This is a genomic window from Pseudomaricurvus albidus (assembly GCF_018863235.1).
GTDB lineage: Bacteria > Pseudomonadota > Gammaproteobacteria > Pseudomonadales > Cellvibrionaceae > Pseudomaricurvus > Pseudomaricurvus albidus.
The window spans coordinates 220,725-243,573 of the sequence record NZ_JAHKRS010000001.1 but is presented as its reverse complement, the minus strand read 5'-3'; the positions used below and the strand labels follow the sequence as shown (position 1 = coordinate 243,573).

The following is a 22,849-nucleotide window of genomic DNA, read 5'->3' as shown; positions in this document are numbered from 1 at the left end:
CGGATACGATGTCCACTGAGTTTCATTTGAATCATCGCCGTCCATACGCCTGAAATGGTTAATTGATCCTCAGTTGTTTAACAGCTCCATCGTCATGATGGCTGCCACTTTCGCGCCAAAGGGAATGGCATTGAGATCGACTCGATAGTATGGGCTGTGATTAGAAAAGGGCTGTTCCAGTCCTTTCGCTTTCGCGGCCTTATACAGCTTAGGCTCTGCTACGCCGACCGCTGAATAGCCCAGTTTTACGCCTTCCATATTTTGCACCAGCATGTGAACATCTTCGGAGCCGGTAATGGGCCGGACCCGGGTGATCAGGCTTTTTTCAGCGACAAGGTTTGAATTCATCAGCGCACGGTTTAATTGATCGATAAGAGACTGATCATTGACCAGCGGTGAGGAGTAGCCTTTTCGGATAATGGTCGGCAGCTTGTCTTCCGGCATGCCATAGGTTCTGGCGATCCCATTACTGATGGCCTCGACACCTTCATAGAGAGTCTCGTGAGTGCTCTCATCGAAAAAACGGAAGTTGAGTTTAAGCGTTGCCTCTTCAGGAATGACGTTATTGGTTGCGCCGGCCTGAAACGCACCGACAGTGATAACGCCCACGTCCCGCGGATCCAGAACCCGGGAAATAATCGACTGGTATTGGGTCACGGCATAAGCGCCCATAAGAACGGGGTCCTTGGTTAGATGGGGTGATGAGCCGTGACCACCCAAGCCGTGAAAGGTGACATCCAGCTGTTCAGTACCTGCTTGCAAAAGCCCGCCACTGCCAATGATAACGCCGGTGGGCAATGGAGCCGTATGCAGGCCAAGCAGGTATTCCGGTTTGGGGACGTTATGTTGGGTGAACATTCCGTCGTTTACCATGGCGGTGGCACCCTCGATGAGCTCTTCGGCGGGTTGAGCCACGAGTACCAGCGTACCGCTCCATTGATCTTTGAAGGTGGCCATGGTCTTCGCCAGCGAGATTAACCAGGTTGTGTGTGCATCGTGTCCACACATATGGGCAACAGGTGTCTCGGTGCCGTCGGGTAAAGTGACTCGCACTTTGCTGGCGTATGGCAGACCGGTGGCTTCTTCTACCGAGTTGGCATCCATGTCGGCGCGGTACATCACGGTGGGGCCATTGCCATTTTTGAGAATTCCCACCACCCCGGTTTTGCCTATTCCGGTTTTGACCTCATAACCCAGCTTTTTCAGTTCATTGGCGACAATGCCAGCGGTGCGGGTTTCCATAAAACCCAGTTCGGGATGTTGGTGAAGGTCTTTAAAAATGGTCTGCAGGCGAGCTGTGTCGCGGTCGACCGTGGCGGTTATTTTATTCACCAGCTCTATGGGCAATCCGCTTGCAGGCATCGCTGGCTCTTTGGCGGCTAACGGTAAGCACAACAGGGAAATGGAGATGGCTAACAGTGACTGGTTGAATGATCGGAATACAGTTCCCATGTTATGTCCTCGGTTGTCTGCAGGGGAGAAGCCAGACAGATGAACCTGATGAATTCAGGTTGGCCTGTTCAAGCGAAAAACTTGACGGAGCAAGCCTGCTTCGAAAGTGAAGTCTCATCCGGTTTCTTAACGCCAGTTTGTGTCCGGGTCTGAATGGTTTGCAATAAACTGCCGGTGCGGCAGGTGATGTCACCAAAAGGAAACCTGAGCAATACGGGCACCTTGTTGTGATTTTTACTCACAAAACCGGTCCCAGCGTGGCCAGAGTGTTGTTCAATAATCGAGTGCCCAACGACCAGCTATCGACCGTTTCCAGCGTAACAGGTTTTGATTGCGACAGATATTCCTGCTGTCGTATTCGGATATCCGCCGTCAATTCAGGGCTGTAAAGTAACATGTTATTTTCATAATTCAATTCAAAGCTGCGTCGGTCCATATTGGCGGATCCTATCAGGCTGACTTCGCCATCAATCGTGACAGACTTGGTGTGTAGCAGGCCGCCTTCGTATTCAAATATTTCCACACCGGCTTTGAGCAAATCCCGGTAGTAGCTGCGGCTCGCGCCGGCGACCATCCACGAATCATTTTTTGCGGGGAATATTATGGTGGTTTTAATACCCCGCCAGGCCGCAGAGCAGAGGGCACTTTGCATGGATTCGTTGGGTACATAATAAGGCGTGGTGATGATCAATTCTTCACGGGCCGCGTGAAACAGAGAACCAAACAGCTCTGGCATGGCTGAGTAGCGCACGGTGGGCCCGGTGCCAATAATCTGAGCTGGAAAACCGGCTGCTGGGGTTTCAACGGGCAGGCTGAGCAGTGAGTTGATGTTTTCGTCGGTATGGCTCATCCAGTCACTGGCAAACAGGTACTGATTTTGTCGCACAACCGGCCCTTCAAAGCGGGCCATCATATCCACCCAAGGGGCGTATTTGGCTTTCACCAGAAATTCAGGATCCGCGCAATTCTGGCTGCCGCAGTAAGTAATCTTGCCATCGATGATCAGAATCTTGCGGTGATTGCGTAAATCCACCCGCACGATCAGAGATCGCAACAGAGGAATTTTCACCGACAGGGCGCGTACCGCGTAGACCCCAGCCTGTTTCATGTCTTTCCAGTGCCGCGAACGAATCATGGTACGCGAGCCGATGTCATCGGCCATAACGCGACAGCTGACTCCCCTGGACGCTGCGCGCTTCAGGGCATCGACAATCCGCAAACCGTTATTGTCGGGAAGCCAGATATAGAACATCAAGTGCACATGGTCTGTGGCGGCGTCTATGTCAGCTTCCATTGCGCGAATGGTGGCGTTAGAGTCGGCCATCAACTGGGCCGAGTTGCCCTCGGTGACATCAAAGCCATTGATAGATTTTCCAATGCGAAACAAGAGTTGAAAGCGTTTGGGAACATGGAACAGGGTACTTTCATGATAGCTGTCGCTCACCACCATGCTGGATGGCATGTTGCGGATAACGGCTTTCATGCGCGCAGTGCGACGGTGGCCAATGTTGGTTTCACCGAGCAGAAAATAGGCCACAATTCCAAGTACCGGAAGTGCCCCGATAACCGCAATCCAGGCAATGCGGGACGCCGGGTCTCGATGAGGGCGTGTCAGTACCCGCACGATCAGCGATAACACAATTGCCATGTTCAGCAATAAGCCAAGTAATGCTATATCCACTTAGATCCTTGTTGTCTGGCGAAGCTGGATGTTAAAGGTCGAAACAAAACAGAAGATGTGGCATTTTGGTAATGACACGTTAACCTCGTAGCGCAGGTCTTTCGCCTCATCTCCGGTCATGCCTCTGAATCCCCACAGGTAGGGTTGCTGTTCTTTTATCGTAATTTCCACGTCTATTGACGAGAGTAACAGCTTGTTTTCCAGTTCGCGAAATATTGATTTAATCAACTTCTTTTGAGTTTCCGGACTGCGTCTGGCCATCATGTTGATTTCTATCACAGTATAGGCATCTGATCTCCCGGCCGGATAATAAAAGCTGTCTCTGTCAAGCGGCACAAAGCGATGAGCACGCTTGTCTTCCGGCATGCCGAGCACTGACTGCATGCAGCCATGCAGTAGGTCTGACAGCTGGGCTTTGATCGGATTCAACTTGTCGGTAATACCATATACAACAATCATGTCGTCTCGATATCGAACTTCCGCATTCGGGTTCACTGGCGTCTTTAATGTTAATGCTTGAGGTATTTCTATGCCAGATATGTCAGTCGTATCAAGTGAATACTGAGCTTTGCAGAGGATGTCAGTATCGCATTGTCCATTTTTCACTCTGTAAAGGCATCTCAAGATCACGATGCAAAATTCACCGATAGCCCGACCGAATCTGAATTATTCACATGTGCCTACACAGGCGTGGTTTATGAACTATCCTTGTGTCGACCACAGTCACAATCATCCGATCCGGATCGTTGATATAAACAAGAAAAGGGAGTTAGAAGCATGGGCAACCGAAAGCGGTTTTCGATTTACACAACAATGATTTTCATTCTGGGACTGGTCAGTCAGGCACCCGTTTATGCTCAGGAAGACAAACCCAATATTTTGGTGATCTTTGGTGACGATATCGGTTACATGAACGTATCCTCTTATGGTGGCGATATTATGGGGGTCAAAACACCCAATATCGATAAGCTTGCCAGCGAAGGGCTTAAGCTCACTTCATTTTATGCCCAGCCCAGCTGTACGGCCGGTCGTGCGGCCTTCTTGACCGGTCAGCTCCCTGTGCGCACCGGGATGACAACGGTGGGTACACCCGGTTCTCCTGCAGGTTTGCAGAAAGAGGACGTCACTTTGGCCGAAGTACTTAAGACCCGCGGTTATATGACCGCTCAATATGGCAAAAACCATCTGGGAGATCTCGAGGAGCACCTGCCGCATCGACATGGCTTCGATGAATATTGGGGTAACCTTTACCATCTGAATGCGAATGAAGATCTGGAAGACCCGGATCGTCCCACCAATCAGAACTTCCGTAAAAAATACGACCCTCGAGGCATTATTTCCGGCACGGCTGATGGCCGCACCATTGATGAAGGCCCGCTGACCACCGAGCGGATGGAAACCTTTGACGATGAAGTGACCGCCAAATCCATCGATTTTATTGAGCGACGGGCCAAGGATAAAAAACCGTTTTTCCTGTGGCACAACTCAACCCGAATGCACGTGTTTGTTCATCTTAAAGACGAGTCCAAGGGGCAGTCCCGCGCGGGCAGAGAGGATATCTACGGCGATGGCCTGAAAGAACATGACGAGCAGGTGGGCAAAATACTCGACAAGCTCCATGAAACCGGTCTTGATAAGAACACCATTGTGATTTACACCACCGACAACGGTGCCTATCAGTACATGTGGCCTGAAGGCGGCACGTCGCCTTTCCGGGGGGACAAAGGTACCACTTGGGAAGGTGGCGTTCGGGTTCCGGCAATTGTGCGCTGGCCGGGTGCCCCAGCGGGACGTGTCAGCAGTGACATCGTCGATATGACCGACTTCTTCCCGACACTGGCTGCAGCCGCTGGCGAGCCGAATGTGGTCAGCAAGTTGAAAAAAGGTGCGTCTTATGGTGGTCGCAACTATAAGTTGCATCTGGATGGGTTTGATCAGACGGCGTTGTTTTCTGGCAAGAGTGAAGAATCCGCACGTGACTTTATCTTTTATTATGACGAAACCGTGCTAACGGCGATTCGTTACAAGCAGTTTAAAGTGACCTTTTCTGCCAAACTGGGTGATCATTGGGACAGCCCTTTGCAGCACTTGGGACGGCCTATGGTGACCAACCTGCGAATGGATCCGTTTGAGCGTCAAACCGGTGATCTCAACCGACAGTACGCGGAACACAAAGCCTGGGTGCTCACGCCGATCGTTAATATTGCGCAACAGCATTTGGAAACTTTTAAAGACTATCCGATCCGCCAGTTGGGCATGAGTGCCGATGTGGGTAAAACCATTGAAGGGGTTCAGGAACAGATTTTGAAACTGAGAAAAACCCACTAGGCTGCAGTTCTGTTTACAACGTAAAAAGCTGAAATAAGTCTCCGCCCCGAGTCTGACCTGATGGTGAGACTCGGGTTTTTTATTTTTATGGCAAGAAAAACTTATGGATGGTGATGAGTCCTAATGAAGGAAAGTCACAAGTCCAGCTTTTGATGTTGTGAGTGTAGGTCGAAGGATTTTTTCCCTTGTTTGTTAAGCCTGTTTTTTTCTCTCTAACATGCCGGATAAGAGTTTTCTTGTCATTAAAACCTGGCTGCTAACATAGCCTGAATATTTAGGTAGGTTGTCATTTATTTCCTGGACCCGGCGATGATAAAAAATATGGGCGCAAGCATCAGGCAAATTGCTTCCAGCTTCAATATTCTGACTGGGAATAATGGTAAGCGATGGAAACAGCGGCAAGTTTAGGAACTCGATTATGGGTTTATGGCATGAGCCACACTTGCCGCGGTCAACGGCTGGAGGTGACTTATATTTTTTGAAATCGACATGTTGAGTCTGGTCGAATTCAATGTCTTTTGATAAAAAAATGGTCACATCAGCGAAATTAGCGTCATTGAATTCCTGGCAGATTGTGCAATGGCAGAACATACGCATCAGCGGTTTGCCTGTTATGGTGAATTCAGTCTTACCGCATTCACAATGGCAGTGTTGTCCGGGATTAATTTGATTCATTGTCTTCTCTTAATTTGCATGGCAGCGTCTTCAGCTTAGTAGCCCAATATAACGATAGTGACTACGCCTGACCACAAAGTGTTTAAATCTATTACCGGTAGCTAAACAGTCTGCCTCTACCGATCACCTCACACCGCACATCCATTTTTTCAGCCACGGTGATATCAAAATCATAAACACACCGACTCCAATACCTGTCCACATCAAAAACTGATACAGCTCGGTATAGGTCGCCAGCGCATGAGCCACGTCCTGAGTTTCGCCGGCGGCGATGTCGATGGAGGCCATTTTGCCGAGGCGGGTGGCGACGGTTTCCGACAGGGACATGGCGAGAAACCAGGTACCCATGCTGACGCCGACGACGCGGCGTATGGATAGTTTGGTGACTGCCGAAAGACCGACGGGTGAGAGGCAGAGCTCGCCGGTGGTGTGCAGCAGGTAGGCCAGCGTCAACCAGACCATGGCGACCTTGCCGTCCTCGCCGAGGAACTGTGCCCCTACGACCATGGCGCCGAACCCCAGTCCGGCCTGAATAATCCCCAGTCCGAATTTGACCGGGGTGGACGGTTCCCATCCGCGACGGGCCAGCCAGATCCACAGCGCGGCGAAGAGTGGCGCACAGGTGATGATAAAGAACGGATTGAGTGAACCAAACATGGAGGCGCGCACTTCGCTGCCGAACAGGCTGCGGTCTACCACGCGATCGGCGTAGAGGGTCATGCTGCCGGCGGATTGTTCGAACAGCGCCCAGAAGACCACGGAGGAGGCAATCAAAATCATCAGTACCAGTGTGCGCTGAAATTCTTCGCGGCTGCCTTTCAACAAGGCGAAGGCGGGAAGGGCAATCAGGGCGATGGTCAGCAGAACATTTTGACCCAGGTGGACGACGTGTTCGTTTTGCAGCAGCAGCCACACCACGGCCAGTGATAACAGGCCGCAGAGGTAAATAACCCATTCACGGTTGAGGGGGCCAATAACGCTCTGTTTGAGGATGGCCGGATTGGTCGGCTCGGCGAGCCCCATCAGGTATTTTTGTCCCTTGAGGAAGGTCACCAGCCCCAGCAGCATGCCGATACCCGCAGCGCCAAAGCCGTAGTTCCAGCCGTAGGTCTCTCCGAGCCAGCCACACAGCAGGGTGGCGCTGAAGGCGCCGATATTGATGCCCATATAGAAAATGGTGAAGCCGCCATCGCGACGGGGATCATCCTTGCCGTAAAGCTGGCCGACGATGGTGGAGATGTTGGGTTTGAGAAAGCCCACACCCACGGCGATCAGTGCGAGGGCAAGAAAGAAAAAGTCCAGCGCAATCACGTCCTGAATGATGACGGCCTCGGTGAGCTCGGTTCCGGCCGCCAGCACGCTGCCATCGTTGAGGGTGATGGACGAGCTCAATACCGATCCCGCAGCAAAGGACATCGCTTCCTGACCCTCGTAGGCCATCAGCAAATGACCACAGCACAGCAGGACAGCGCCAAACACCACGGCTTTGCGCATGCCCAGATAGCGGTCGGCCAGCAGGCCGCCGATCACCGGCAGGGCGTAGACCAGGCCGGCGTAAGCGCCGAGCACGTCGTAACCGGCGGCATCGGTAAACAGGTGGTATTTGGTGAGGTAGAGCAACAGCAGGAACTTCATGCCGTAGAAGGAAAAGCGCTCCCACAATTCCGTGGCAAAACAGATATACAGCCCCTTGGGGTGGCCAAAGAACTCTTCAGCGGGCAGGGATTCAGACTGGCTGGTGGTGGTCATAAGCGGGTCATGTCCTATGGGCGGCGTCCTGATGGTGTGTGTCAGCCTCGTGCAGGCGTATCCGCTACGAGGTCCGGTATGAGAAACAGATATAAGTGGCCTGATGGCTATTCCACAATCTGACGGTCTTTAGGATGTCATAAAGGCTAAAATAAATACAAGGTTCGCGTCAGTGGAGGAGGGTCTGGTTTCTGTCCAGACCGCGTCATGACGATCAGGTTTGTGTTTGGTGATCAAAGCAGGTTCGGGGTATCGGTTGTGGCCGGTGTGCTGATGCTGTTGTCTGTCAGCGGCTGCACGCTGCAAAATCCCGACGTTTCATCCGTGCCTGAGGCCGAGGTTCAGCGGTTGCTCGACAGCGAACTGCTGCTGGCCGATGCCAACCCCGAGGCAGTGCGTGCCGCAGAGACTCTGTTGTCAGAGGACCCGCTGGCGGTCAACGCCGATATGGAACGTTTTATTCACGCCTATGTGTCTTCCGAATCCGCCCCCGTTAGCAAGCTTCAACAGCTGCTGCAGGCCTTGCTGCACGGCGGGCTGTTGGGCATCAGCTACAATCCGATGAAAACCTACAGCGCCGCCGAGACCTTTTACTATCAGGAGGGCAATTGTCTGTCATTTTCCCTGTTGATGGTGGCTCTGGGGCGCGAAGTGGGGCTCAAGGTCAGATTTAACGAGGTGCAGGTGCCCCCCAGCTGGGATATGCAAAGTGCCCGCACGCAGGTCAATTACCGTCATATGAATGTGGTGGTCAATGCGGGAAGGCAGCGCAGGATTGTGGACATCAACCTGGGCAATTACCGCGAGGAGTATGATCAGGATCTGGTGCCGGATGAGTACGCCGTGGCTCAGTATTACAACAATCTGGCGATGGAGTCGCTGATTGACGGGGAACCGGCTGCGGCCTTTTTACTGTTACGCGAAGCGCTGGCGCTGCAACCGGACGTCTCTTTTTTGTGGGGGAATCTGGGAACGGTGTACCGCAGGGGCGGACACTACCGCGAAGCAGAAGTCGCCTATTTAAAGGGACTGCAGTTGCATTCCGGGGACTTGATGATCGTCAGTAATCTGGGGCGCCTGTATCGGCAGCTGGGCGATTTGGAGCAGGCACAGCACTACGAGCAGCTGGCTGCCCGATACCGTGCCAGAAACCCTTATTATCGCTATTCTCAAGCCGGTGAAGCGTTTGCTTCCCAAAAGCTGGATTCCGCACTGGAAAACATTACAGCCGCCATCGAGGGGCACAATCAGGATTCACGCTTTTACGGGCTGGCCGCACAGATCAACAGCGCACTGGGCAGGAAGGGGGAGGCGCAGAGGCAATTACAGAAAGCCATAGTGCTGGCTCGCGACGAGTCGCAGAAACGTCAGTACCAAAAATGGCTGGCGGAGCTCACACCACAGCACATGGGTGAGCTCACAACCCTTGAGCGGGATTAATCGTCCCCGTCGGGGCCGTCAGACATGCCCAGTTCTTTCAGCTTGCGGGTCAGGGTGTTGCGTCCCCAGCCCAGCAGGTTGGCGGCGTCGCGCTTGCGGCCCGCGGTGTGCTTGAGAGCGGTTTCAATCAGGGCCTTTTCGAACGTGGGAACGGCTTCCGAAAGGATGTCGTTCTGACCGCGAGCCAGAGCCTGATCGGCCCAGTGACGCAGGGCTTTCTCCCAGTCGCCGGAGGGGCTGTCTTCACCTTTGCTCTCCATCAGCTCCGGCGGCAGATCTTCCAGATGCACTTCGCGACCGGACGCCATCACGGTAATCCAGCGACAGGTGTTCTCCAGTTGGCGAACGTTACCAGGCCAGTCCAGGTTGCAGAGGTAGTTCTCGGTCTCAGGCAGCAGTACCTTGGTTTCCACTTCCAGCTCTTTGGCAGCCTTGTGGAAGAAGTGCTGTGCCAGCTTGGCCACGTCTTCACGGCGGTCGGAGAGTTTGGGAATGTGGATACGGATAACGTTCAGGCGGTGGAACAAATCCTCCCGAAAGCGGTTGTCTTCCACCAGGGTTTCGAGGTTCTGGTGGGTGGCGGCAATGATGCGCACGTCCACTTTCACCGGGGTGTGACCACCGACCCGATAGAACTCTCCGTCAGCCAGTACCCGCAACAGACGGGTCTGGGTCTCGGCGGGCATATCGCCAATTTCATCGAGAAACAGGGTGCCGCCATTGGCCTGTTCGAAACGTCCCTGACGCTGTCCGCCAGCACCGGTAAAGGCGCCTTTTTCATGGCCGAACAATTCCGACTCGATCAGGTCGCGGGGGATGGCGGCCATGTTCAGGGCGATAAAGGTGTTGTTGCGGCGCGGGCTGTGACGGTGCAGGGCGCGGGCCACCAGCTCTTTACCGGTACCGGATTCACCGTTAATCAGCACGGTGATGTTGGATTGGGACAGACGGCCAATAGCGCGAAAGACTTCCTGCATGGCGGGCGCTTCACCGATGATCTCGGTGGCCATTTCGGGCTCGGGGGGCACGTGTTCCTGTTGTTGTTCCTGAGCGTGAATGAGGGCGCGCTTGATGACGGCAACCGCTTCATCCACATCAAAGGGTTTGGGCAGGTATTCGAAGGCCCCGCCCTGATAGGCCGAGACGGCGCTGTCGAGATCGGAGTGCGCCGTCATGATAATAATCGGCATGCCGGGGACGTCTTCTGAGAGGATTTTCAGCAGGGAGAGTCCGTCGGTGCCGGGCATGCGGACGTCGGTAATCACGGCGTCCGGACGGCTGGTCTTCATGGCATTCAGTGCCCGGTCACCGCTCTCAAAGGCGGTGCAGGCAATGCCTTCCTGTTGCAGCGCCCGCTCCAGTACCCAGCGGATGGAGCGGTCATCATCAATGATCCAGACATTGTTAGAAGGTGTTCGGCTAGGCTGCATGATTTTGTTCCAGTGGTATATAGATGGAGAAGGTGGTTTTTCCTGGCTGGCTGTCACACTCGACCAGTCCCTGGTGTTGTTGAATCAGATGTTGCGAAATGGCCAGTCCCAGACCTGTGCCCTCGGGACGACCGGTAATCATCGGGTAGAAAATATTGGTCAGCATGTCTTGCGGTATACCGGGGCCGTTATCTTCAATATCAATCCGGCACACCAGAGGGTGGTGCTGCTGGCCAATGGTAAATTGTCGCTGAATGCGGGTGCGCAGGGTGATGATGCTCTGTTCGTTGAGATCAGCTTCCTGAAGGGCCTGCATGGCGTTGCGGGCGATGTTGAGCAGAGCCTGGATCAGCATTTCTTTATCGGCCTCGAATTCGGGAATGCTCGGGTCGTAGTCCCGGCGAATGCGGATGTCGCTGCCACACTCGGCCTTGATCACGGTGGCAATGCGTTCCAGCACCTCGTGGGCGTTGGTGGGGGCAAATTGGGGCAGCTGGCGCGGACCGAGCATGCGATCCACCAGGTTGCGCAGGCGATCCACCTCTTCGATGATGATGGTGGTGAACTCTTCCAGATCGCTGTTGGGAAGCTCTCTTTCCAGCAGCTGTGCCGCGCCGCGAATACCTCCGAGAGGGTTTTTGATTTCGTGGGCCATGCTGCGCACCAGATTGCGGACGGTCTCCTGGGACGAGATCAGGGCCTCTTCCCGGCTGATGCGCAACAGACGGTCGAGAGCAACAATCTCAATGATGACACCGTCCTGATTCGATAGTGGCGTGACGGTATAGTCGACGGTCAGTTGTTCGCCATTGTGGAGTTGCCACTGGGCGCGGCGCTTGGTGAACTGATTTTCTTCAATAATGGCCTTGCGCAGGGTCTCTGTGGAGCTGCCGTCTTCCCGGAAATAGTGCAGAAGCGACGTGCCAATAACTTTTGCCTGGCTGACCGCCAGCAGCACCTCGGCAGCCGGGTTGATGTGCTTCAGACGGAGGCTGGTGTCGACAAAGACCACGGCGACGTTCAGATGCTCCAGTATGCTTTTATAAGGTTGTTCTGATGGCATGTGTATTCCGTATATGAGGCGCGAGGCTCTCTGTGTCTTCTGCGATCCCTGACCGGTTGCAGGGTTCTCTGCCAGTCCCTTGTTCGTATCGGTGCCTGTTGCAACCGGTCCAGTGTCATCAATTTCAGAGAAATAACGCCGGGATCTTGCCGTGTGCACCTTATTGACTCGGGGTGCATCCCCCAACAGATATTTGCCCAGACAAGATCTTTAAGGTTTTATTTAGCAAGAAACGAACCAATACAGCGCACTCGCCCCTTTTCGGTGAAATCCGGCGATTTAAGGGGGATGTTGGCAGATGCCTCTACGAATTTGTGTGCAATCTTGGTGCAATCCCGAATCTAAGCGCTGTTTATGGCCTAGATTGGGACGCCTAAGTCCTCTTAAATCTCCGCTGCTGTGATTAGCGCGGACTTTTACGTTGCACGGACGGGCGTTGCACATAAATGGTTACTGAGTCTGAGCGGGCCAACTCGATGCCTGAACCATTGAGGATCACAGCCTGAAGCTGATGTTCGCCTCGGTAGACGTCGCGCAGGACCATGCTGGTGGTGTAAAAGTTTTGTCCAAAGGGCTGGCCGTTCAGCAGGATTTGAATATAGTCGCCATCCTGAAGTTCCGGGGTCACGCTCAGGCTGACCGGGATTTCGTATTGCCCCATTGGTACCTGAGTACCGGGTTGGGGACTGTTGATATACACCTCATACTGCAGCGAGGACGGTTCTTCTTTCGGCTCTGGACGGAGCTTGACGGGCACTGGGGGCTGGGTGTTCAGCTCCGGCAGATCCACTGGCTCGGCCTTGTCATTGTGGCCGGGATTGTCGGTATAAACCGTATTGCCATGTTCATCCACGGTTTTATAAATTTCGGCGTGTGCGGCGAGGCCAAACAGGGTGAAGCACAACAAAACTGCGTAAGTGATTTTCATATCGCTGTCCGTGTCGAAAGTGATACCGGTGAAGGTCATGTCGCTTAGATTAGCGGGTTTTTGCTGGTGTGGCGAGTGACAGGCGCGTGGGGTGTGAGCTTTTAGAGGTGTGCTGAAGAAACAAAAAAAGGCCGCAAAAGCGGCCTTTTCTGAAAGATCGATCAGTACTTATACAGAGTAGTACAGGTCGAATTCTACCGGGCCAGATGCAGGCGGTGTGCCATGCACAGCGCTCACCCGGCAGAATCATAGTTCCCACAAGCAAAAAAAGGCCGCAAAAGCGGCCTTTTTCTGAAAGATCGATCAGTACTTATACAGAGTAGTACAGGTCGAATTCTACCGGGTGAGTGGTGTGCTCAACGCGGTAAACGTCTTCCATCTTCAGCTCGATGTAAGCGTCGATCATGTCGTCGGTGAATACACCGCCGGCAGTCAGGAACTCACGGTCTGCATCCAGGCTGCTCAGAGCTTCGCGCAGAGAGCCACATACTTGTGGGATCTCGGCAGCTTCTTCAGCAGGCAGGTCGTACAGATCTTTATCCGCTGCATCGCCAGGGTGGATCTTGTTCTTGACGCCGTCCAGGCCAGCCATCAGCAGTGCTGCGAAACACAGGTATGGGTTGGCGATTGGGTCAGGGAAGCGAGCCTCAACACGTACAGCCTTAGGAGAAGAAACGTAAGGAATACGCAGAGAAGCAGAGCGGTTACGGGCAGAGTAAGCCAGCATAACAGGAGCTTCGAAGCCAGGGATCAGACGCTTGTAAGAGTTGGTACCTGGGTTGGTGAACGCGTTCAGCGCTTTAGCGTGCTTGATCACACCACCGATGTAGTACAGGGCAGTCTCGGACAGGCCAGCGTAGCCGTCGCCAGCGAACTGGTTGGTGCCGTCTTTCCAGAAAGACTGGTGAACGTGCATGCCGGAACCGTTGTCGCCAACCATTGGCTTAGGCATAAAGGTAGCAGTCTTGCCGTAAGCGTGAGCAACGTTGTGTACACAGTACTTCAGGATTTGAACTTCGTCAGCTTTCTTCACCAGGGTGTTGAAAGATACACCGATTTCACACTGACCGGCGTTGGCCACTTCGTGGTGGTGTACTTCAACGTCCAGACCCATTTGCTCCATGGCGTTACACATGGCAGAGCGGATGTCGTGCAGGCTGTCGACTGGAGGAACCGGGAAGTAACCGCCTTTTACGCGTGGACGGTGACCCATGTTGCCATCGGCAAAGTCAGCAGCAGTTGCCCAGGCAGCTTCTTCAGAGTTGATTTTAACGAAAGAGCCGGACATGTCCTGGCCCCATTTGATGTCGTCAAAGATGAAAAACTCAGGCTCTGGACCAAAGAAAGCGGTGTCGCCCAGTCCGGTAGACTTCAGGTAGTCTTCTGCGCGCTTGGCAACAGAGCGAGGGTCACGCTCGTAGCCTTGCATGGTAGCAGGCTCAACAATGTCACAGCGGACGATAACAGTTGGTTCGTCAGTGAAAGGGTCCAGCACAGATGCAGAGTCATCTGGCATCAGAATCATGTCGGACTCGTTAATGCCTTTCCAGCCAGAGATAGAAGAACCGTCGAACATTTGTCCGTTTTCAAAGAATTCTTCATCAACAGTGCGGGCAGGGATGGTGACGTGTTGTTCTTTACCTTTGGTGTCTGTGAAACGCAGATCAACCCAACGCGCTTCGCTTTCTTTGATCAGATTCAGAGTGTTCTCTGACATGTGGATGCCTCCAAAATGGCCTAGCCAAGACAAATTTGACCCTAGCAATACGAATTTTATCTACGAATTTACTAAAGTGTTGAAATAAAGCCTTCCTTGCGCCCGACTTGCTGTGAGCTATGCGGGAAGTCAGTCACGCATTCTTCACGTTTTGTTGTCGCGACGCAAGAGAGAGTGATCGATAACAGGGCAAATTGTATGCCAGCACGAAAATAAGCGGTTTAAGTCGCTATTTCAGGCTTTTTCCGTCGATATGGTAAGGAATGTCAATAATTGATATGCATCATTGTGGTGCATGTATTTTTGCTGTGCTCTCATGTGGTGCGTGTCGTCCTGATCATGGTTTGTGGTGGTGGAATTGAGTGAAACTTGAGCCGTTATTTGGAGCAAATGGCGCCCGGCGGGTGTTTGCTGGCGGTGGTTGATTTATAATCGCGCGCCCCGGCGGTTTCCACGATAGGTTTCCGCTTTATGAACAGCGCTAAGATTCCTCAAGTACAACTCAAGTGCTTACACAGGTTCTTAAGACCTGCTTTCACGTCTTATGCGGCGTGCGGGTTTCAATCACAGGCAATAATGGGTCAAATCCATGCATTTTATCGTCAAGCTCTTCCCAGAAATCACCATCAAAAGTCCGCCGGTGCGCAAGCGGTTTATCAAGCATCTGCGCGAAAACCTGAAAGAGCTGTTTCGGGAGCTGAATTTTCCGCTTCAGGTGACCCGTGACTGGGACAAGATTGATGTCTTTGCCGAGACAGAAGAGCCGGCGGCCATTGCCCAGGTGGCAGAGATTCTGTCGCATACGCCGGGAATTGCCTACTTCTCTCAGGTTCAGACCTACCCCCTGGGAGATCTCGAGGACATCTTCCAGAAGACCAAGGGTATCTGGGCGGATGCGCTCGAGGATAAGACGTTTTGTGTTCGGGTGAAGCGCAACGGCGACCACGATTTCACGTCCACGGAAGTGGAACGCTATGTGGGGGGTGGGCTGAATCAGCACACCCAGGCCAAGGGGGTGAAGCTGAAGAATCCGGAAGTTACCGTGCGGCTGGAAATCAAGCGCGATCAGTTACACGTCATTGAGCGCCAGACTCAGGGGTTGGGCGGTTTTCCCCTGGGCAGTCAGGAGCCTGTGTTGTCGCTGGTTTCGGGCGGTTTTGATTCCACCGTTTCCAGCTACCTCACCATCAAGCGGGGCATTCGCACCCATTACTGTTTTTTTAACCTCGGCGGCCGCGCCCATGAGGTGGGGGTGAAAGAAGTAGCCTACTACTTGTGGAAGAAGTTTGGCGCCTCCCACCGGGTGATGTTCGTCACCGTGCCGTTTGAGGATGTGGTGTCTGAAATTCTGCAAAAAGTGGACAACTCGCAGATGGGCGTTGTGCTCAAGCGCATGATGTTGCGTGCGGCTACCAAAGTTGCTGAAGAGATGGAGATTCAGGCGCTGGTTACCGGTGAAGCCATCGGTCAGGTGTCGAGCCAGACACTGACCAACCTGTCTGTGATCGACAGTGTGACCGATACTCTGGTGTTGCGCCCCCTGATTGCCATGGATAAGGGCGAAATCATCGATGTGGCGCGTCGTATTGGCACCGAGGAGTTTGCCGCCGCCATGCCGGAGTACTGCGGTGTGATTTCCCGCAAGCCGACCACTCGCGCTCAGGAGGAGCGGGTGGCACATGAAGAGAGCAACTTCGATTTTGCCGTACTGGAGGCGGCCATCAATGAGCGCCGCACTGTGCACATCGACAAGGTGGTAGAAGATCTGGATCAGGAGGTTCAGGTAGCGGTGCAGCACGAGGTGCCGGCGGCTCAGGTGGTGATTGATGTGCGCCATCCGGATGAGGAGGAGCTGCGTCCGCTGAATCTCGAAGATGTTGAAATTCTGAAAATTCCTTTTTACAGGCTCAGCACTGAGTTTGCCGGGCTGGATAAATCCCGCACCTACCTGCTCTATTGCGAAAAAGGCGTTATGAGTCAGTTACATGCAGCCAACCTGATGGACGCCGGATACCATAATCTGGGTGTCTACCGCCCGGAAGAGTAACGCCAGAGTCGCCTACTAAATGATGCGCTGATGGCGTGAAAATTTGCCAATGGCGCATATTGTATCTAAGGATATAGATACATTGCTGAATCGATTAGCATAGAACATGGATTTAATGGCGGCATGGAATTAAGAGCGGCTATATGGGCTTAAGAGCCAAATTGCTGGTGACATTATTGGGTTTGCTGCTGCTCTCTGTGGGGGTGCTGGGCGGGGCCACCTTTTGGCTGTTCGAAAGCAAATTACAGGGCGAGGCGCAGAGCTACCAGCGCAGTATAGCCAGTCAGCTGATTATTGGTGCTCGTGCCGAGCTGGTGCGGATTTCCGCATCGCTCAAGCAGTTGTCGGAAAACACTGCGTTGATTTCCCAGGTGGAGCGCGGGGTCGATGCCGATAGCAGTGTCGGTCTGAACACCATGCAATCGAGCTTTGACAATTTCCAGCGGCTCAATAACGGTGTTGGGCAGGTGATTCTGTTTGATCAGTTGGGGGACTACATTCTCCATTCACCCGCTTATGCTCCGGCCATGACGACTCGCCTTGACGTGCAGGCGCTGCTGGGCAGCCGCTATGTGTCAGAGGTCGGGCTTATTCGCCGTTTTCAGACCGATTCCAGTGGGGAGCGCAGGCTGGTATCCATTGCTCCGGTCTACTCACGTACAGAACCGGGGGCAGTGCTGGGCTATATCGCTGCGGTCAGCGGGCTCGATACATTCAAGCGAATGGTGGATGAGAGCGACGGTTCCGTCACGCATTTGTTTTTTAGTGACAATGAAGGCGATTTGCTGGTGAAGTCCCGGGAAATTCCTTTCTTGTCTCTTCCTGAAGGAATGGCCAAAGCCTTTAATCTCGCCGATGCCGGTTTTCAGTCAGCGGAGGTTGAATCGATCTCTGTAGGAGAGGTCATGGCGGCCGGCGATTCTGACGGGGACGATGTCGGCAATCCTCACTTTGTGGATATGACCGACGCCGGTGTTCCCTACCGTCTGAGTATGCAACGTGTGGCCCACGATCTTTGGCTGGGCTCGCTGATCGACCAGCGGGCGATTACCAACAACAGTCTCTCGCTGCTGGCGGTCCTGCTGCCAGCGGCGGCATTGGTCATTGCGTTATCCGGATTGTTTTTTTACCTGCGTGTGTTCGGGGTGATCCTGAAACCGATCGAAATGCTGATTCAGGCGACCCGTAAAATCTCACGGGGTGAGTATCGGCCGGATATCGAAATCACCGGTGAGGATGAACTGGGGGAACTGGCGGATGCGTTTCGGGTGATGGGGCAGCAGCTGGAAGACTCCGGCCGGCAAATCGCCCAGTTGGCGTATTTTGATCCGCTGACCGAATTGCCCAATCGCACCACCTTGCGAGCCACCCTCAGCAGCATGATTGAAGAGGTCAGTCGCAGTGGCAAGCAGCTGGCGGTGCTGTTTATTGATCTGGATGATTTCAAAAAGGTGAATGATCGCCTGGGGCACGCGGCCGGTGATGAGTTGCTGGTTCAGGTGGGCAAGCGTCTGCAGCGTCGCCTTCGCAGCAGTGATGTACTGGCCGACGGCAGTCAGGAGGCCGGCCTGGAGCAGGTGATCAGTCGCCGGGGGGGAGATGAGTTCAACGCCATTCTCAACAATGTGCATGACGCCCGTGAAGCCGCCCTGGTGGCCGAGCGTCTGATCGTGGACATCAACGAGCCGCTGATGATTGACGGTAGCGTGGTGACGGTTGGCGCCAGTGTTGGTGTGGCGCTGTTTCCTGGCGATGGCGAAGATGCCGACACGCTGCTGCGGCATGCGGATATGGCGATGTACGAGGCCAAAGGTCTGGGTAAAAACAAATACTATCTGTTTACCGAGAGCATCAATGCCCAGGTGCACGAGCGTCTGGAGATGGAGCAGAGCATTGCCGGAGGCTTGCAGCGCAATGAATTCGAAGTGCACTACCAGCCGAAGGTGGATCTGAAAACGCTGAAAATTACCGGATTCGAAGCACTCATTCGCTGGCACAGTCCAACCAAGGGGCTGATCTCACCGGCAGACTTTATTCCTCTGGCGGAAGAGTCCCAGCTGATCCACGACATTGGCCACTGGATGATGGCGGAAACCCTGCATCAGATCCACGAGTGGCGGGATAGCTTGCCGAAAGGCATTCGCATTGCCATCAATATTTCCGCCCGCCAGATGGCTCAGGAAAACTTTGCCGAGCATCTGATCTCACTGGCAGAGCAGTTTGATGTCCCGCTGACTCGCCTCGAAGTGGAGCTGACCGAAACCAGTATTCTGATCGATGAAGTGCTGGTTCGGCAGCACCTCTATGCCCTTCGCACAGCGGGGGTGAAGATCAGTCTGGATGATTTTGGCACAGGGTACTCGTCGTTGACGTTCCTGCGCAGTCTGCCCATCGATACGGTAAAAATTGACCGCAGTTTTGTGCAGCGGTTGCAGGATCATGAAGAATCCCGGGCGATTGTGCTGTCGGTGCTGGAGTTGTGTCACAAGTTGTCGCTGCAGACCGTGGCGGAGGGTGTCGAGGAGCAGGAGCAGTTTGAGATCCTGTTGCAGCATGGCTGTGATGAAGGGCAGGGGTATCTGCTGGCCAGGCCCATGCCGGCGGATAACGTCATGCATTTCCTGACCTCGCCCGGTTTTGATGTGTCTCTGTCTGTCTGAGGCGTTACGGTCCCCTTGGTGTTTTCCGGGTGGGGGGCTCTGATGCACTAAAAAGAAGCGTTCCGATTGCCTGAGCTTTATTGCCCGCTGGCCGGTTTTATTTTCCGCTGGTTATTTTATCGTCGCCTGTTCACAGGTATAATGCCGCACCTTTTTTCCTTGGCCAGCCCCTCTAGACGGGTCGAAGGCCCGCATTGAGACTCCCGTTGTGATCGAGAAACTCCGTAATATCGCCATTATTGCCCACGTTGACCATGGTAAGACTACCCTGGTTGATAAACTCCTGAGTCAGTCCGGTACCCTGGACCGCAAAGACGCCGGTGCCGAGCGCATCATGGACTCTAACGACCAGGAAAAAGAGCGTGGCATCACCATTCTGGCGAAAAACACCGCCATCAGCTGGAACGACTACCGTATCAACATCGTGGACACCCCGGGACACGCCGACTTCGGCGGCGAAGTAGAGCGCGTACTGTCCATGGTTGACTCCGTATTGCTGCTGGTTGATGCCGTTGACGGCCCCATGCCACAGACCCGCTTCGTAACCTCCAAAGCGTTTGAGCAGGGCCTGAAGCCAATCGTTGTTATCAACAAAATTGACCGTCCTGGTGCGCGTCCTGACTGGGTTATGGATCAGGTGTTTGAACTGTTTGATGCTCTGGGTGCGACTGACGAGCAGCTGGATTTCCCGGTGATCTACGCCTCTGCCATTAATGGTATTGCTGGCCACGATCCAGAGGACATGGCGGAAGACATGACTCCGCTGTACGAAATGATTGTCGATAAAGTGCCTGCACCGGACGTTGATCCGGAAGGTTCTTTCCAGATGCAGATTTCTGCGCTGGCCTACGACAGCTATGTGGGCGTTATCGGTGTTGGTCGTATTACCCGCGGTACCCTCAAGCCTAACCAGCAGGTTGTGGTCAAGTCTGCCGATGGCAAAGAGCGCAAAGGCAAGGTACTGAACGTGAAAGGCTATCTGGGTCTGGAGCAGGTCGAGACTGATCTGGCGACCGCTGGTGATATCGTATGTATCAACGGTATCGACGGACTGAGCATTTCCGACACCTTGTGTGACCCGCTGAACGTGGAAGCCCTGCCGGCGCTGAGCGTGGACGAGCCGACCGTGAGCATGACCTTTATCGTGAACGATTCACCGTTTGCCGGTAAAGAAGGCAAGTTCGTCACCTCGCGCAACATCAAGGACCGTCTGGATCAGGAGCTGATCCACAACGTGGCCCTGCGTGTTCAGCCCGGTGACACGGCGGACAAATTTATTGTCTCGGGTCGTGGTGAGCTGCACTTGTCGGTATTGATTGAAACCATGCGTCGTGAAGGTTTTGAAATGAGCATCTCTCGTCCAGAGGTGGTTCAGAAAGAAATCGACGGTGAGATCCAGGAGCCGTTCGAAACGGTTGTGATCGATGTGGAAGAGCAGCACCAGGGTTCCATCATGGAAGAGCTGGGCTTGCGTAAAGCCGAGCTGACCAACATGGAGCCGGATGGCAAAGGCCGTGTACGTCTGGAGTTTATGGCACCTTCCCGTGGCCTGATCGGCTTCCGTGGTCTGTTCCTGACCCTGACTTCCGGTTCCGGCATCATGACCAGTATTTTTGATCACTACGGCCCGGTCAAACAGGGTGAAGTGGTGAGTCGTCAGAACGGCGTGCTGGTGAGTATGGTGAAAGGCAAGACCCTGGCTTACGGTCTGTTTAACCTGCAGGATCGTGGTCGTCTGTTCCTTGGCCATGCGGTCGAGGTGTACGAAGGCCAGATTATCGGTATTCACTCCCGCTCCAATGACCTGGTGGTTAACCCGACCAAAGGTAAGCAGCTGACCAACGTACGTGCCTCCGGTACGGACGAAGCTCTGACTCTGGTGCCGCCTATTCGTCACACTCTGGAGCAGGCTCTGGAGTTCATTGAAGACGATGAGCTGGTGGAAGTGACTCCTGAGAGTATTCGTCTGCGTAAAAAACTGCTGACTGAAAACGAGCGCAAGCGCGCGAAGAAGTAATCGCAGCTGCTTTGCCGCTCTTATAAAAAAGATGGTCTTGATGGCCATCTTTTTTTTCGTCTGTCGGTTGTCGGTGTCGCCATTGCGGTTGGCTCAGTTGTTATAAAAACACCAAATCTTAATTCCTTGGTCATTTAACTGTCACAAAACCGTCTTAATCTTGTCACGTTTTTTACACGCCAACGTGAGTATTTTGCTGTGCAGTTATTAATTCAAAAAGTTGTCGCCCGGTTGAGCTGTCTGACAGTGTTGACGCTGAAGGTCTTGTGTCTGGCCAGTGTGTTGTCTGCTCCCACCATCGCGGCGGAACCCTTCCCGGATTCAGTCAGTGGCCGTTTGTTTCAGGTTCAGGGGTCCAACACCGTTGGGGCCAGTCTGATGAAAAACTTTCTCACCAGTTATCTGGAAGCCCGCGGGGCTTCTGACGTGAGGGTGGAGGATCTCCCGCAAGCAAACGAGTACCGCGTGATTGGCAGTGTGCAGGGGCGAGACGTCTTTGTGGATGTTGGCGCTCACGGTTCCAGCACCGGTTTTCGCGCGCTGTTAAGTGGTGATGCTGACCTGTCCATGTCCTCTCGTCCCATCAAGTCAAAGGAAGTGGACCAGATGGCCGCATACGGGGACATGCTCGGTTTTGAAGCCGAGCATGTGATTGCCATTGACGGTCTGGCGGTGATTGTGAACAAGGACAATCCTCTGACCCGGCTCAGCCTCGATCAGATTGCCGGTGTGTTCTCCGGGCAGATAACCAACTGGAAACAGTTGGGGGCTGAGGATCTGGCAATCAATGTCTATGCGCGGGATGAAAATTCCGGAACCTGGGATACCTTCAAAAGCCTGGTGTTGAGAAAAATATACCGCCTGTCCGGGAGTGCGCAGCGGTTTGAATCGAACGATGAGCTGTCTGACCGTGTGGCTCGCGATCCGGGGGGGATAGGTTTTGTGGGGCTGGCATCGGTGCGAAATTCCCGCGCGCTGCTGGTGTTTGATCAGGGGACAACACCGCTGTTGCCGGAGCATGTCAGTGTGGCGACAGAAGATTACCTGCTGTCCCGTCGCCTGTTCCTGTATACGCCTCCAAGTCTGAAAACTGAGGTGATCGAGGACTTTATTCGTTTTGTGCAATCCGATGCCGGCCAGTTTCAGGTTGAGCAGACCGGCTTTATCTCCCAGGCGCTTACAGCCATTGCCTCGGATGCCGAGCGGAACGGTCCTAAAGACTATCTGGCTGTGACCGAGGGGGCGAGCCGACTCTCGGTCAACTTCCGCTTTGCCGAGGGCAGCTCGGTGCTGGACAACAAGGCCAGACAGGACATTCGCCGCGTCCAGGCGTTTATGGCGCGAGCAGAAAATCAGGGCCGTGTTCTGACTCTGATCGGTTTCGGTGATGAAAAACAGAGTGAAAGCCGCTCGCTCGTGCTGTCCAAGCTGCGAGCGGTGTCGGTGAAAACCGCATTGCACCGGGTGGGTGTGAATACCCGCCCCGTGGAAGGTTTTGGTGCCTTCCTGCCGGTGGCCTCCAACGATGGCAAGGAGAAAGTCAAAAACCGGCGCGTGGAGATTTGGGTGAGGTAATCAGATGTCGATGGCCGGGTCTTCCCTTGGGAGTGGGAATGACCCAGCTTCATATCCATTGCGGTGGTTGATCGGCTATAATGAAAT

General features: G+C 53.8%; 15 protein-coding genes. 6 read left to right on the top strand and 9 right to left on the bottom strand.

Translation table 11 applies throughout. From position 1 onward, the window contains the following. Nucleotides 1-69 precede the first annotated feature (69 nt). From KOI40_RS01085 to KOI40_RS18800, 3 genes are all read right to left on the bottom strand, one after another. The gene (locus KOI40_RS01085; RefSeq protein WP_216095564.1) at nt 70-1,452 is read right to left on the bottom strand and encodes an amidohydrolase; all 1,383 of its coding nucleotides are present in this window, start codon (nt 1,450-1,452) and stop codon (nt 70-72) included. A 238-nt stretch (nt 1,453-1,690) separates the two neighbouring features. Continuing rightward, nucleotides 1,691-3,133, bottom strand: coding sequence for a cardiolipin synthase (gene cls / locus KOI40_RS01080; RefSeq protein WP_369413128.1), 1,443 nt, complete (start codon nt 3,131-3,133; stop codon nt 1,691-1,693). Beyond that, entirely contained in the window at nt 3,134-3,739 is a 606-nt protein-coding gene (locus KOI40_RS18800; protein ID WP_369413127.1) for a tautomerase family protein, read from the bottom strand. 171 nt (nt 3,740-3,910) lie between these two features. Between KOI40_RS18800 and KOI40_RS01070 the strand changes: the two genes are divergently transcribed. Further along, nucleotides 3,911-5,461: an arylsulfatase gene (locus KOI40_RS01070; protein ID WP_233709863.1), complete on the top strand. Its 1,551-nt coding sequence runs from the start codon at nt 3,911-3,913 to the stop codon at nt 5,459-5,461. 192 nt (nt 5,462-5,653) lie between these two features. On the opposite strand, the gene KOI40_RS01065 is transcribed toward KOI40_RS01070, so the two are convergent. Together KOI40_RS01065 and KOI40_RS01060 are read right to left on the bottom strand one after the other, a co-directional pair. After that, a complete protein-coding gene (locus tag KOI40_RS01065) occupies nt 5,654-6,136 on the bottom strand; it encodes a GFA family protein (protein ID WP_216095562.1) in 483 nt (160 codons plus the stop codon). Nucleotides 6,137-6,259: 123 nt separating this feature from the next. Beyond that, the gene (locus tag KOI40_RS01060; RefSeq protein ID WP_216095561.1) at nt 6,260-7,885 is read right to left on the bottom strand and encodes a peptide MFS transporter; all 1,626 of its coding nucleotides are present in this window, start codon (nt 7,883-7,885) and stop codon (nt 6,260-6,262) included. A 207-nt stretch (nt 7,886-8,092) separates the two neighbouring features. Between KOI40_RS01060 and KOI40_RS01055 the strand changes: the two genes are divergently transcribed. Beyond that, nucleotides 8,093-9,325, top strand: coding sequence for a tetratricopeptide repeat protein (locus KOI40_RS01055; RefSeq protein WP_216095560.1), 1,233 nt, complete (start codon nt 8,093-8,095; stop codon nt 9,323-9,325). On the opposite strand, the gene glnG is transcribed toward KOI40_RS01055, so the two are convergent. The 4 genes from glnG to glnA all read right to left on the bottom strand — a co-directional run bounded on the left by glnG (nt 9,322) and on the right by glnA (nt 14,463). Then, nucleotides 9,322-10,755: a nitrogen regulation protein NR(I) gene (glnG, locus tag KOI40_RS01050; protein ID WP_216095558.1), complete on the bottom strand. Its 1,434-nt coding sequence runs from the start codon at nt 10,753-10,755 to the stop codon at nt 9,322-9,324. The genes KOI40_RS01055 and glnG overlap by 4 nt on opposite strands. Beyond that, nucleotides 10,745-11,818 (bottom strand): nitrogen regulation protein NR(II), encoded by a 1,074-nt coding sequence (gene glnL / locus KOI40_RS01045; RefSeq protein ID WP_216095557.1) that lies wholly within the window; start codon nt 11,816-11,818, stop codon nt 10,745-10,747. The genes glnG and glnL overlap by 11 nt, the downstream gene beginning before the upstream one ends. 403 nt (nt 11,819-12,221) lie before the next feature. Then, nucleotides 12,222-12,746 carry a DUF4124 domain-containing protein gene (locus KOI40_RS01040; RefSeq protein ID WP_216095555.1) on the bottom strand — a complete coding sequence of 175 codons (525 nt, stop codon included), beginning with the start codon at nt 12,744-12,746 and terminating at the stop codon, nt 12,222-12,224. Nucleotides 12,747-13,056: 310 nt separating this feature from the next. Beyond that, nucleotides 13,057-14,463, bottom strand: coding sequence for a glutamate--ammonia ligase (gene glnA / locus KOI40_RS01035; protein ID WP_216095554.1), 1,407 nt, complete (start codon nt 14,461-14,463; stop codon nt 13,057-13,059). 589 nt (nt 14,464-15,052) lie between these two features. Here glnA and thiI point away from each other — a divergent pair. From thiI to KOI40_RS01015, 4 genes are all read left to right on the top strand, one after another. Then, nucleotides 15,053-16,510, top strand: a complete 1,458-nt coding sequence (gene thiI / locus KOI40_RS01030; RefSeq protein WP_216095552.1) for a tRNA uracil 4-sulfurtransferase ThiI — start codon at nt 15,053-15,055, stop codon at nt 16,508-16,510. A 143-nt stretch (nt 16,511-16,653) separates the two neighbouring features. Beyond that, a complete protein-coding gene (locus KOI40_RS01025) occupies nt 16,654-19,170 on the top strand; it encodes an EAL domain-containing protein (protein WP_216095551.1) in 2,517 nt (838 codons plus the stop codon). Between the two features lie 208 nt (nt 19,171-19,378). Further along, a complete protein-coding gene (typA, locus tag KOI40_RS01020) occupies nt 19,379-21,187 on the top strand; it encodes a translational GTPase TypA (RefSeq protein WP_216095550.1) in 1,809 nt (602 codons plus the stop codon). 198 nt (nt 21,188-21,385) lie between these two features. Next, a complete protein-coding gene (locus KOI40_RS01015) occupies nt 21,386-22,762 on the top strand; it encodes a substrate-binding domain-containing protein (protein WP_216095549.1) in 1,377 nt (458 codons plus the stop codon). Nucleotides 22,763-22,849 lie beyond the last annotated feature (87 nt).

What these genes read in the sequence shown, in the direction of transcription:
- KOI40_RS01085 (WP_216095564.1), bottom strand. Translation starts at nt 1,452, where the DNA reads ATGGGAACTGTATTCCGATCATTCAACCAGTCACTGTTAGCCATCTCC.
- KOI40_RS01070 (WP_233709863.1), top strand. Translation starts at nt 3,911, where the DNA reads ATGGGCAACCGAAAGCGGTTTTCGATTTACACAACAATGATTTTCATT.
- KOI40_RS01065 (WP_216095562.1), bottom strand. Translation starts at nt 6,136, where the DNA reads ATGAATCAAATTAATCCCGGACAACACTGCCATTGTGAATGCGGTAAG.
- KOI40_RS01060 (WP_216095561.1), bottom strand. Translation starts at nt 7,885, where the DNA reads ATGACCACCACCAGCCAGTCTGAATCCCTGCCCGCTGAAGAGTTCTTT.
- KOI40_RS01055 (WP_216095560.1), top strand. Translation starts at nt 8,093, where the DNA reads ATGACGATCAGGTTTGTGTTTGGTGATCAAAGCAGGTTCGGGGTATCG.
- glnG (WP_216095558.1), bottom strand. Translation starts at nt 10,755, where the DNA reads ATGCAGCCTAGCCGAACACCTTCTAACAATGTCTGGATCATTGATGAT.
- glnL (WP_216095557.1), bottom strand. Translation starts at nt 11,818, where the DNA reads ATGCCATCAGAACAACCTTATAAAAGCATACTGGAGCATCTGAACGTC.
- KOI40_RS01040 (WP_216095555.1), bottom strand. Translation starts at nt 12,746, where the DNA reads ATGAAAATCACTTACGCAGTTTTGTTGTGCTTCACCCTGTTTGGCCTC.
- glnA (WP_216095554.1), bottom strand. Translation starts at nt 14,463, where the DNA reads ATGTCAGAGAACACTCTGAATCTGATCAAAGAAAGCGAAGCGCGTTGG.
- thiI (WP_216095552.1), top strand. Translation starts at nt 15,053, where the DNA reads ATGCATTTTATCGTCAAGCTCTTCCCAGAAATCACCATCAAAAGTCCG.
- KOI40_RS01025 (WP_216095551.1), top strand. Translation starts at nt 16,654, where the DNA reads ATGGGCTTAAGAGCCAAATTGCTGGTGACATTATTGGGTTTGCTGCTG.